9 protein-coding genes are annotated in these 12888 nt (G+C 36.7%); 2 read left to right on the plus strand and 7 right to left on the minus strand.

The window, feature by feature from the left end; translation table 11 throughout:
- Positions 1-9: 9 nt before the first annotated feature.
- Complete coding sequence (locus tag FG390_RS06290; protein ID WP_141190178.1) at positions 10-417, minus strand: DoxX family protein; 408 nt, start codon at positions 415-417, stop codon at positions 10-12.
- Positions 418-581: 164 nt separating this feature from the next.
- Between FG390_RS06290 and FG390_RS06295 the strand changes: the two genes are divergently transcribed.
- Positions 582-890 (plus strand): winged helix-turn-helix transcriptional regulator, encoded by a 309-nt coding sequence (locus FG390_RS06295; protein WP_141190179.1) that lies wholly within the window; start codon positions 582-584, stop codon positions 888-890.
- A gap of 730 nt (positions 891-1620) precedes the next feature.
- Positions 1621-4413, plus strand: a complete 2793-nt coding sequence (locus FG390_RS06300; protein ID WP_219995047.1) for a transglycosylase domain-containing protein — start codon at positions 1621-1623, stop codon at positions 4411-4413.
- A 98-nt stretch (positions 4414-4511) separates the two neighbouring features.
- On the opposite strand, the gene ccpA is transcribed toward FG390_RS06300, so the two are convergent.
- The 6 genes from ccpA to FG390_RS16155 form a co-directional block, all read right to left on the minus strand.
- Entirely contained in the window at positions 4512-5510 is a 999-nt protein-coding gene (gene ccpA / locus FG390_RS06310) for a catabolite control protein A (RefSeq protein WP_141190180.1), read from the minus strand.
- A 379-nt stretch (positions 5511-5889) separates the two neighbouring features.
- Positions 5890-6231, minus strand: coding sequence for a YtxH domain-containing protein (locus FG390_RS06315; RefSeq protein WP_181406399.1), 342 nt, complete (start codon positions 6229-6231; stop codon positions 5890-5892).
- Between the two features lie 123 nt (positions 6232-6354).
- Positions 6355-6789 carry a DUF948 domain-containing protein gene (locus FG390_RS06320; protein ID WP_141190182.1) on the minus strand — a complete coding sequence of 145 codons (435 nt, stop codon included), beginning with the start codon at positions 6787-6789 and terminating at the stop codon, positions 6355-6357.
- Between the two features lie 197 nt (positions 6790-6986).
- Positions 6987-8285, minus strand: a complete 1299-nt coding sequence (murC, locus tag FG390_RS06325) for a UDP-N-acetylmuramate--L-alanine ligase (RefSeq protein WP_141190183.1) — start codon at positions 8283-8285, stop codon at positions 6987-6989.
- 496 nt (positions 8286-8781) lie between these two features.
- Complete coding sequence (locus FG390_RS06330) at positions 8782-9879, minus strand: nicotinate phosphoribosyltransferase (protein WP_141190184.1); 1098 nt, start codon at positions 9877-9879, stop codon at positions 8782-8784.
- A 506-nt stretch (positions 9880-10385) separates the two neighbouring features.
- Complete coding sequence (locus FG390_RS16155) at positions 10386-12827, minus strand: DNA translocase FtsK (protein ID WP_309147177.1); 2442 nt, start codon at positions 12825-12827, stop codon at positions 10386-10388.
- Between the last annotated feature and the right edge of the window lie 61 nt (positions 12828-12888).

Here is a 12888-nt window from a genome sequence, read left to right on the forward strand (position 1 = left end):
TCTTTATCATTAAGCTTTCTCTGGCCGAAACAGTACGTTATCTAAAGCTAAATAAGATTTGTTTATGGTAGCAAGGTGTATTGAAATGACGAATAAAGCTAAGTCAAGTTCATACCCTGCCATTTGACCATTTCCAAGGAATCCGACAGTAAGCTTTACTTTAACAATAGCACCAGCTAAAACAATGGCAAATAGAATGGCAATTATTCTTGTACCTACACCCAAAACAATAGCGATACCGCCAATTAATTCGATTAGAGCAACCATATAGGCTGTAAACCCTGGAAGACCTAAACTCTTAAAAAAACCTACGGTGTTCTCAATGCCACCTTGGAATTTTGATAATCCATGGATAAAGAAGGTTGCACCTAAAAATACCCTTAAAATCGTTGTTACAACTTCATTTTTTCTTAACATTTCCATAACACTCCTTCACTATTTATTTTGTTTTTACTAACAATAACTTACTTTATGTAAGTAAGTATATTTATGTAATTTTATAAAGTCAAGTAAGTGCTTTATAAAAAATAATTTAATTGTTTAGAAATAAGTTTATAATATTAAGTAAGGAGTTGAGTTAATTGGATAAGTCGATTTGTCCTAGATTTGAAAAAGCGATGGGGTTATTAAGTCAAAGATGGACTGGGTTGATTCTATATCAGCTTTTGTCTGGTCCTCAGCGTTTTTGTACTATTGAATCTTCAGTAGGTGTCAGTGGTAGAGTGCTTTCAGAAAGGTTAAAGGATTTGGAGAACGAAGCAATTGTAAAACGGGAAGTATATCCAGAAACTCCAGTTCGTATTGAGTATTCACTAACCGATAAAGGTTTAGCATTAGAGCCGCTAATGAAAGAGATAGAAAAATGGTCTCAAAACTGGCTGGAAGCATAATGGTGATTTAAGAGTTTATGAAATAGCCGAGAACACTCGTGACTTTAGTCATGAGAGGTTCAGATAAAGAGGTACAAAGGGTTTTTCATTACCACCTATAACCAAACTTTGATAGTACTGGGTTTTTTAAAAACTATTGAGTACTACTCTCGTTAATAGCAGTACTTCTTTAATGAAAAAAAACAAAAACCTCAGAATTCTTGATATATCAAGAGTTCTGAGGTTTTTGTCTTACATTATAACTGAATACTCGACTAGTAAAAGACGCAGTATACTTTCCATTCTGATAAATAACGACCTTTTTTAGTAAAATAACTTGCAAGATATTCAATTTAAGATAAGATAAAAATTAGATTTATTATATTAATATGGGTGAAATGTTGTCTTTTACATGACAACCTAACAAATTCAGTCATGATCACAAACTATGTACTGAATCGTAATAACTACTTTTTTTCATAAGTATATGCTTTAAGTGCGTGTTCAAAAAGGTGACAAATTAAAAGGGTTACTGGCTAAGTACGCTGGCATCCCTGCCAGAACGCCAGTACTAGCCCGTCCTGGGCGTCGGAAGATCAAGGCGGCGCTGTTTTGAGGACCGGAATGTAGGTTTTTACTACATGAGGACCGTAAAAACAAACGGGCGCCGAGATTCGTAGCTTATCATTTGGTGACTTTTTGAACAACCTCTTTAAAGTTTATTATGGGAAAAGTATTAAGGAGGAATGTTATGACTTCTAATACTAAGACGTCATTTAGCGAATGGTTCGATCGCTGGAAAAACAGTGGACTCATTCGAGCACTTATCTTTACATACAAAGTAGCATGGAATTCATTCTTAGTCATTATCTCAGTCATTTTTATTGGCTGTTTCTTTGCATTTGGTATTACTACTGGTTATTTTGCTGCTTTGGTACATGACCAGCCGGTTTTGAATTATAAGACGTTGAAAGGGGATTTGGTCAATTACTCACAAAGTAGTGAAATTTATTTTGCCGATAACATCCCTCTCGGAAAGGTTAATAGTGATCTTATTCGGACAACAGTGACATTAGATCAAGTTTCCTCTTATTTTACGGATGCTTTGTTATCAACGGAGGATGAGCTTTTCTATGAACATCACGGTGTGGTTCCAAAAGCTGTATTCCGTGCAACCTATCAAGATATTACAAACCAGCCATTACAAACCGGCGGCAGTACGATCACACAACAAGTCGTAAAGAATCAAATTCTAAGTAATGTTGTGACGAAAGAGCGTAAGGCAAGGGAAATCTTATTGGCTATGAGATTGGAACATTTTTTTAGTAAAAATGAGATCTTGCAATCTTATATTAACGTCAGTCCCTTTGGACGGAATGCATCAGGCCAAAATATAGCAGGCGTTCAAACAGCTGCACAAGGCATTTTTGGTGTAGATGCTAAAAAGCTTAATATTCCACAGGCTGCGTTCATTGCTGGTTTACCCCAAAATCCATTTGTCTATTCACCTTTTGATAATAGTGGTCAAATAAAGAAAGATATCTCACCTGGCGTCAACCGAGCTCATGCTGTCCTTAAAAATATGTACAATGGTGGCTATATTTCACAAAAAGAATATCAGGACGCTCTTAGATATGACTATAAAAAGCATTTTAAAGATACGACAAAAATGATAAAAAATCGTTATCACTATGTCACAAATGAAGTTATCAAAGATGCAAGCATCATCTTGGCTAAACAAGACGCTCAAAAACAAGGATATAATGGTGAAAAATTATATCAAGACTATACGACTTACCTCAATTATTCGAAAGTGTCTAAATCTCAAGGTTCAAGCATTGAATCAGTAGCAAAAGCAAATAAAGCCAATTATGCAACGATTAAAAAACATTTTGACACGTTTCAGAATTTGATTGATAATGCAACATTAGATTTACAGAATGGTGGGTATAAAATTCATACGACCATCAATAAAGATATCTATGATGATCAACAAGCTTTTGCAAGTAATTATAACGGATATGAAAGTGACCGGATCACGTATCGAACAAATTCAAAAACAGGAAAAGAAGAAGCTATTCACCATCCGATGGAAGTAGGTTCTGTACTTATTAAAAATGATACTGGCGCCATCATTAGTTTCGTTGGCGGGCGAGGTTTTGATTTATCCCAATATAACTTTGCGACGCAAGTCAATAGACAAAATGGTTCGACAATGAAACCACTTCTTGTCTATGCACCTGCGATGGAAGCTGGGCTGACCCAGCCAGGCAATATAATGGCTGACTTACCATATAAAAGAGTCATGGGTTCTGGACAAATCTATTCACCAGTCAACTATACACCACTCTATCATGGATTTGAATCTGCAAGAAAGGCTCTATACGATTCTGATAACATGCCGGCCGTCCGGCTGTTTACTCGGCTTAGTGCAACAATAAGTCATCCTCCAAGTTATCTAAAGAAAATGGGATTCACGTCACTCGTTGGTTCAGATGGGTATAACGTTTCTGCTGCGTTAGGTGGTATCACTCTCGGACCTACCGTTGAAGAAAATACGAATGCTTATGCGACATTTGGAAACGGCGGTAAGTTTGTTGATGCCTATATTATTGATAAGATCACAGATACATCTAGCCGTACGGTTTATCAACATAAAGTAAAAGAAACGACGGTCTTTTCTCCACAAACAAATTATTTAATGCTTGATATGATGCGAGACGTATTAAGTCCCTTAGGTACAGCGCGCAATGTACCAAGGCAACTTGATTTTCATGCCGATTGGGCAGGTAAAACAGGTACATCTCAAGATTGGCGAGACGGATGGTTTGTTGCGACCAATCCAAATGTCACTCTTGGTGTTTGGACAGGCTTTGACAATAACGCTAAAATGAATCATCAATTTTACTCAACAAGAACACAGCAGCTTTGGGCTGGATTTGCCAATGCGGCCTATCGAATTGATCCTGAACTTATGAGTCCAAGCAAGAAATTTACTGAACCAAAAGGAATCATAAGAACAACATACTGTGGTTTAACTGGGCAAAAAGTGACATCACTCTGCAAGGAAGCTGGATTTGTCACAACGGATTTAATGAATATTAAATATGCTCCTAGAACAACCGAAGAAGCCTTAGTCAGAACGAGTCATGGTGTAAAAATTAAGCAAAGTTTTGTCAGTCAAAATTATCCGTTCCTTGATCTTTCTAAAACGAATGAAAAATTCCTTAAACTAATCCAATTACCAGGTGATCAATTAGTTACTGATGCGGAATTTGCTGCAAATAGGGCTAAAGAGAATGAGGATAAAAAGCAAGAGCCAGAGAATAAAAAAGCGACGGAAAAACAAAACAATAAAGAGGAACAGATAACACCAACGACTAATGATAAAAAGCAAAATAAACCTAATCCAAAAGTAGAACGCGATGAAAAAAAGCAAACATCAGATAAGCAAACAACAGATCAACAAAATAAGACAACATCACAATCAAATAGCACAGAGAACAACAACTCAATGAAAAACGACAATTCAAACAACCAATAGAAGCAAAAGAGCCGATGATGGCTCTTTTGCTTCATTTTTGTTAAAAAAATAGACTATGTCCAAATAAAAGTCATATGGACAAGTCTATTATAAAAAGCCTATTTAGTTGACGATCGATATTCGATTCGATAAGGCAATGTTACTGTGATTTCATCTACCTCTTCTTTATTCATAAATTTGGTTAATAGTCGCATGGCAACAGCCCCGATGTCATACATTGGTTGAACAACACATGATAACGTTGGACGAACCATTTGAGCTAATCGTGTATTATCATTACTTATGACTTCAATATCATTAGGCACTGATAATCCACTATCTTGTATTTGATGGATAACACCAATACCCATTTCATCTGAACCAGCAAAGATCGCCGTTGGTTTATAATCGAGCCCTAAAAACTGTTCTGTCGCTTCTTTACCTGATTCATAGCTGTCATCACCAATAGCCACCAGATCTTCTAAATAAGGTATTTCTGCGCTCTCCAAGGCACGTTTATATCCTTTGAGTTTATGTTCTCCATTGATCGGTACCTCAGTTGGTCCAGATATGAAGCCTATTCGTTTGTGACCTTGATTAATAAAATATGTAATGGCATCAAAAACAGCTTGTTCATAATCAATATTTACCGATGGAACTTGGTTTTGTTCATCAAGCGTAGCAGCTAGAACGATTGGTACTGGAGACTTTTTAAATTCTTCGATAAGATCTTGATTAATTTCCCCACCCATAAAAACAATTCCGTCGACTTGTTTACCAAGTAAGGTTTGAATAAGGTGCATCTCTTTATTCTTATTCTGATCAGAATTACAAAGAATAATATTATATTTATACATGGTTGCTATGTCTTCAATCCCTCTGGCAAGCTCGGAAAAAAACACATTTGAAATATCAGGAATAATGACTCCAACAGTTGTTGTTTTCTTACTAGCTAAACCCCGAGCTACAGCATTGGGTCTATATCCCAATCTTTCAATGGCTTCTAACACTTTTTTTCTTGTCGTTGGTTTAACATTTGGATTTCCGTTAACAACCCTAGAAACAGTCGCCATTGAAACGCTTGCTTCTCGAGCTACATCATATATTGTTGCACTCATACACGATTGTCCCCCTCAACTTATTCATCTTACATGTAATACTATTATAACCATTAATATTAGAGGTTGTTCAAAAAGTCACCAAATGATAAGCTACGAATCTCGGCGCCCTCTTGTTTTTCCGGTCCTCATGTAGTAAAAACCTACATTCCGGTCCTCAAAACAGCGCCGCCTTGATCTTCTTGCTTCTAATTTGCCACCTTTTTGAACACGCACTATTAGTATTTTATTTTTACTATAGCATAACTTACTCTTTTATCTATCTTTTTCGACAAAAAATATCATATAATTATACAAAAATAGAAATATTACATCCGTTTTGATGAAGAAAACGGGTTGAACCTCATGTTCAACCCGTTTTTGTTTGATTCAATATGAATTAAATGTAATCTTTTGGTGCCGTCAATTTGACATCTTTACTCGGCTTAAGATTGACATTCTGACGATTCTTTCGGCCTGGTATGGATTTTTTTACGTACTGAATCATCTGTTTATCTGAGACTGATTTGGCTAGACTTGAGGATCTTTCCTTTGCCAATTGGATAAAATCGACGCTTTTCCGACGAATAGAGTGTGTTCCACGATCAACCTGAGTACGCATGTCTTTACCTGTCTTAGGTGTCAATAGTAATGCGGCACTTGCTCCTAGTAAGCTTCCAAGCATCATACCGGCAAAGAACAATGAACCTCTTTTACCTTGATTCTTTTCTGTTTTGCTCAAACTATTCATCTCCTTCCCCATATTTTTCCCAATTAAAAAATTGAGACCCACCTTAAGTATGGTGGGAATCTCTAAGTTGGAAGATAAGACCTCTACTTTATCCCCAAGTTCTCATTTAAGTGTTTATTGATTAGTAGAAGAAGTTTGCGTATTTTTGTTCTTCCATTTACTCCACAAATTAATAGCGGCTTGTCCATACTGAATGGCTTTGGCAACTTGATCCGAATGTTGTTCACCTTTAAGTGTCACCTTATTTGCCACTCTTTGTACAGATTGATTGACATTTTTAATGGAGTCTCCAACGCCTTCAATGCCCTCAAAGAAACGATTAAGATGAGCAGACTTATGCTGAACATCTTCAGATAACTGATTAGTCTTATGTAATAGCTCAGCTGTCTCCATTGTTATACCCTGCATTTGTTGTTCAACATGATCTAAAGTATTGACCATGCTATTCATTGTTCTTTGAACTGAACGAAGTGTTTCTGCAAGAAAATAAACGAGTGCTGCAAATGCAATCGCAATCACTGCAACGCTTAAATATAAGATTATAACCACAACGATTACCTCCCTTTTTGACTATCTTCCCATCCTAGTTTGTTTCTAAACAACAATTCTATACATTCAATATATCAATGATTAATAACAAAGTGAAATTATTCCACGGCATTAACCAATGACACCACTCCAGTTTCAAAATACTCATCGTACTAACTTAAGGTGTTGCAACAGAGTCCCCTAATCGATAACTTGAATTATCGATTAGAGTCTTCATAAGCTTTTTGGTATTTTTGAATATCCCCAGCCCCCATAAATAGTAACACACTATTTTCATACTGCTTAAGATCATTAATATTTTGTAGGCTTAAAATGATGGAACCAGGGATTTTATTTTGTAAATCATGAATGGTTAATTTCCCATTGGACTCGCGAGCAGAACCAAAAATTTCGCATAGATAAACTTGATCTGCGAGTTTTAAACTGCTAACAAAATCATCTAAAAACGTAAGGGTACGAGAATACGTATGAGGTTGAAATATCGCGACAACATGCTTATCAGGGTATTTTTTCCTTGCTGCTTCGATCGTTACTTTAATTTCTGTCGGGTGGTGAGCATAATCATCAATCAAAATTTGATTACCTATTTTTTTCTCTGCAAAGCGACGCTTCACACCTTTAAAAGATGCTAATCTCTCTTTTACTAACTCAACAGGTACATTTTGGTAATGACAAAAAGCTATGATTGCCAGACTGTTCAAAATGTTATGATTTCCGAACCCAGGAATTTTAAAATGCCCATATAAGTCATTTCTAACGAACACGTCAAAATGCGTACCATCAGAGGTTGTTTCGATATTTCTCGCCTGAAAATCATTCTCCTCATTTAATCCATAATAAATGATGGGAACATTAGATTTTATACTTTGCAATTTCTCATCATCACCACAAGCAAATATCCCTTTTTTCACGACTAAAGCCATCTCTTGAAAAGCGTCAAAAACATCATCAATATCTTTGTAGTAATCTGAGTGATCAAACTCTATGTTCGTAATAATACAATAATCAGGTTTATAAGCTAAAAAATGCCGTTTGTATTCACATGACTCAAAAATGAAATAGTCGCTATCTTCAACACCGACACCCGTACCATCACCTATTAGATAAGAAGTAGAGGCAAATTCACTAAATACATGGGCAAGTAATCCAGTCGTTGACGTTTTTCCATGGGTTCCTGTAATGGCTACACTTGTATGTGTATCAGCTAGATGACTCAAAAAATCAAAATAACGATAAGTTGGTACACCCATTTCTCTTGCTTTTTTAATTTCTTCATGATCATCTGGAAACGCATTTCCTGCGATAACAATTTCATCCATGTTAATATTGTTTTTATCAAAAGGTAAAAGAGGAATATTTTTTTCTTCTAGAGCCTGTTGAGTAAAAAAACGTTTATCATAGTCGGAGCCCTGTACCTGATGCTTCATGTCATATAGAATTTGTGCAAGTGCACTCATTCCAGTTCCTTTTATTCCTACGAAATGATATTTCGCCATTAAAATGACCTCCAAAATCCCTTCCATTTATCCATATTCAATCAATCTATTTATAGATACTATATGCAAATATATTCTCATTGTTTGGTTTTCTTTTTTCAAAGATAAATTTTCCAATTGAAAATCTGTTAAGCGTTAACAAAAGCTTTGTTTAAATAGGTTGTCAGACACGCTTCGCATATGAGATATCTCGATTCTCATATGTTTAGATATAGCTTATCAACTTCTTTAATCTTAGTATACATCTTTTTTATGATAATAATAATGAATCCATGCTCGTTTATCCCACCTTAATGGGCTAGTCAAGATCCTCACCTCAAGATTCTGAGTATTCAAAGAAGCTAGGTGGAGGATCAACTCCCGTAAAGGTCCGATTGGTTCAGGCTTTCGATCAGTGGCGGATGACGCAGGCTAAAAACCAGGTGTCCTGTCGCAACGCCTGCACTAGCACATCCTGTGCGTCGAAAAACCCCACTGATGAAAGTTTCACTTTCTCTTAGTCGACTTTTTCTAATCTTGGATTTAGATTATATTTTCTTCCCGCTTTGGCTTGATGTTTTCCGTTTAACATCACGTTGTCTCCTGTAAAACCTATACCTATTTTTAATAGGCTGCTTCCTATACCGTACATATCCACCGGAACTTGTCGCTTTTCAAATTCTAATATCCTTTCTTTTGTAAAACCACCACTCACTACGATCTTAACATGATTAAATCCTTCTTTGTCCAGAGCCTCTCTTAGACCAAAAACAAGTTCAGGGTTAACACTTCTTGGATCAAATCGACCAAGCAATTCAGGATGATCAATAAAATATTTATCAACCATATTTTTTGCCGTATCGAGCCTTACACCTTTCAGTGTTTCTCCAAAAGCATGAGCAAGTTTTAAACTATCACCAATGACATCATTATTATAGTCGACTAATGACACGAGATCATCCTCTGGATAATACTCATGATAAGCCCGTGTGGCTGCAACAACATCACCTTCAAACATTTGGATCAATGCGTGAGGCATTGTCCCCATTCCATGCTTACCCCACCACTCATTCATCGCATGTGTCGCTTGAGCTGTAGAACCACCTATGTATGCAGAGTATCCATCTCCTGCTTGTTGTGTATAATGATCATCCCTGTCACCCATGAAAATCACGGGTTTTTGAACGCCAGATGCCCTAGCTGCTTTTACAACATTATAAACATTCGTTGCAACTGACGTTCTTCTGGCTAAAATCCCGTCAATAATGCCTTCTAAAAAACCAAAGTTTTGATAAGGACCTGAAATGGTTAAAACCGTTTCATACGGTTCAATCTTGTCACCGTCCTTTAAGGAATGTATTTCTAATTGATCCGGATCTTTTGCAAAAGTTTTGACTAAAGCAATCGCCTCATCTGTACCACATAAAACAGCATGCTCTTTTTGAAAAAATTGAGTTGTTACAATATTATTAGGTTTCTCTTTTTTAACGATTTCACACGATTTAAGAAAGTAAACGGCCGAAAACCACCCTTCTCCAATTCGTTCATCAAATTTAAAGGTTTTATTCGTCAGCCTTTTAATCTTTCCTTGAACTTTTAATTCAATTTCTTTCATGTGTTGTCTGCTCCTTATACTAACGCGATTGACGCAAGATACATTACTCGCCATTTATTTTAACCTTAAATAGCTCTATTGTAAAAAAAATATACTTCAATTATCTTGGAAACTTTCAGGTCTAATAGACCTACTCGCTTTGACCATTAAAATCCTGCCTTTTTAAGAGGTTGCTTTAAAAAGTCACCAAATGATAACTTGCGAATATCGGCGCCCGCTTGTTTATTCCGGTCCTCATGTAGTGGATACAAGAGGATCGCTGGCTAAAATCACTCACGTCCTGTGGCGGGCGCCTGAAGCTACCACATCATGTGGAATGCTGGTCCTCGGGAACTGTGCCGCTCTTAGCTTCCGACGCCCAGGACGGGCTAGTACTGGCGTTTCTTGCAGGATGGCCATCGTACTTAGCCAGTAACCCTTTTCATTTATTGAACCCGCACTTTAAGATAACAGGGAGTTGATTTTTCTCACTCCATTTAATCCTGTGGCCAACATGCATTCCTGATTTAATACACTTTGTCCTGGTTTATTATTTGATCTTCAAATTCTTCTTTAGAAACTAAAATTTGACGTGGCTTACTTCCATTAGATTCTGAAACAACCCCCATCGCTTGTAAATCATCAATTAGACGAGCGGCCCTATTATAGCCTATACGAAAACGCCGCTGAAGACTTGAAACAGAAGCCTGTCCTTGATCAATCACAAAGTATCCCGCTTCATCAAATAGTTCATCATCCATGTCAGCATTGTCTTGCAATACACCTTTAAAATCTTCCTTGTCAAATAAGTAAGGTGGAGATTCCATTTGATCAAACTGTGCCGAGATGCGGCTGATTTCTTCATCAGACACGTAGCAACCTTGCAAGCGTTTAATATCTCTAGCCCCGTTTTCAACAAACAGCATGTCGCCTTGCCCTAGTAACCTTTCTGCACCAGATGAATCCAAAATGGTACGGGAATCCACTTGAGAAGAAACGCTAAATGCTATTCGTGTTGGAATATTTGATTTTATAAGTCCCGTTATTACGTCCACCGATGGTCGTTGAGTAGCTAAGAGGAGATGAATACCCGCTGCTCTTGCTTTTTGTGCGATACGACATATCGCCTCTTCAACATCTTGGGGTGACACCATCATTAAATCCGCTAATTCATCAATAATAATGACGATATAGGGCATAATTTCCCCTTCATGTTGCCCATTATCAATACATTCATTATAACGCTTGATATCTCGGACACCCATTTTTGCAAAATATTGATACCTATTTTCCATTTCTTCTACGGCCCATTTTAAAGAGAGTGAAGCTTCTTTTGGTTCCGTAATAACGGGCGTTGCGAGATGAGGTAGTTCCCTATACGCTGCAAGTTCAACGACTTTTGGATCAATTAAAATTAATCTCAGACGTTCTGGCGATGTTTTATATATCAAGCTTAAGATTAAAGAGTGGATGCAAACACTTTTACCAGAACCCGTTGCTCCAGCAATGAGACCATGTGGCATTTTGGCTAGATCTGTTATGACCTGTTGTCCTGAAATATCTTGTCCCAAGATAGCTGGTAGAGCGGATGAGTGATCTTTGAATGTTTCGGAATGAAGTAAGTCTTTTAAATAAACAGGTTTGCGTTCATCATTTGGTACCTCAATCCCAACCGTGTTTTTCCCAGTTACAGGAGCGATACGTATCTGCTCTGCTGCCATACTTAATTTTATATCTTCTGTTAAATTCAAGATCTTATTTACTTTTACACCAGGATGAAGATGAATCTCAAACCTTGTAACAGCAGGCCCTTGTGTATAATCCACAATATCTGCGTTGACATGGAAATTATCGAGTGTTTCTTTTAAAATTGATCGCTTCTCTTCTATCCACTTGGAATCACTTTCCTTTGATTCAGGAGGATCATCGAGCACATCTAAGGAGATCTGATAGTCTTTCTGTTCTAGTCTGTTGTTCTTTTTAGGTTGTTCATCATGGGTTTCATGGGTTTTATGATTTCTTTTATCCGTACGAAACATCAAAACGTTAAAAGGGACTTTTGAACCATTCCGACCTTGCCGATGTGGTGAGACTTTAAATTTCGGTTTCACCGGTGTCTCATCTTTTTCCATTGTATTTTCCTGATTCTGTACATCGGCATCAGACTTTTTTATATTATCGTCCTTTGATTCATATTGATCAGCGTGCGAGTCAGCCTTAATTTTTTTAGGCCTACTCTCAGGAAAATCATCCAAGCCTTCTTTTGTATCAGAAATCATAAAATCATCATTTTTCTCTTCATTTATATCTTCTTTTTGAGAATGCTTAAATGGTAAAGAATGGACATCTTTTTGAAGATTTGTCTTTGGTTCCACGTCAGTTATTAATTTATTTTCTTTTCGTTGATAGGTTGGTTGATCTAATTGTTTTTCATTTATTCGTTGCTTATCTTTTGAGTTTAGAGAGCTAGCAGTCAAATTGTTCGCTTTTTGAGTCACTTTTTGATCACTTTTAGGTATTCTGTTTATATTTCCCATTTGACGATAAAAATGCTCTGGTGGTTTTTTATATCCATAGACAGGTGAGATAATTTCAGTCGGTTTAAACCGACTTTTCTTAGATGATTGAGATGTCTCTTGAGATTCTTGATTTTTTGCCCATTTGTCATCAGACTTATGAGAAGCCTTTCTATTGTGAGCAGGGTGCTTTCTTACTGACTCATAGCGATCATGATTAGGAATGGGAGTGTCCTTAAATGATTGTCTAGAATTAGGTGTGACATCTCTACCATTTGAATTTGGATATTGATGTAACATTCTTACATGAATTTGTCGATTTGTATCTTCAAAGCGGCCAACGATCGGGTTATGTAATGACTGATAGGCGTCATCATCATGATTTTGTTTTTGATGAAGAAAATCCTCTTCATCATCTTGATGAAATAAACGTTTCCACCAATTAGATCCCATTCCTCTCACTCCCTTCATTTATTAATTGAACTATTTTTCACATACAAAGGTCTATATCCCT

Source organism: Terrilactibacillus laevilacticus, assembly GCF_006517395.1.
Taxonomy (GTDB): domain Bacteria; phylum Bacillota; class Bacilli; order Bacillales; family Sporolactobacillaceae; genus Terrilactibacillus; species Terrilactibacillus laevilacticus.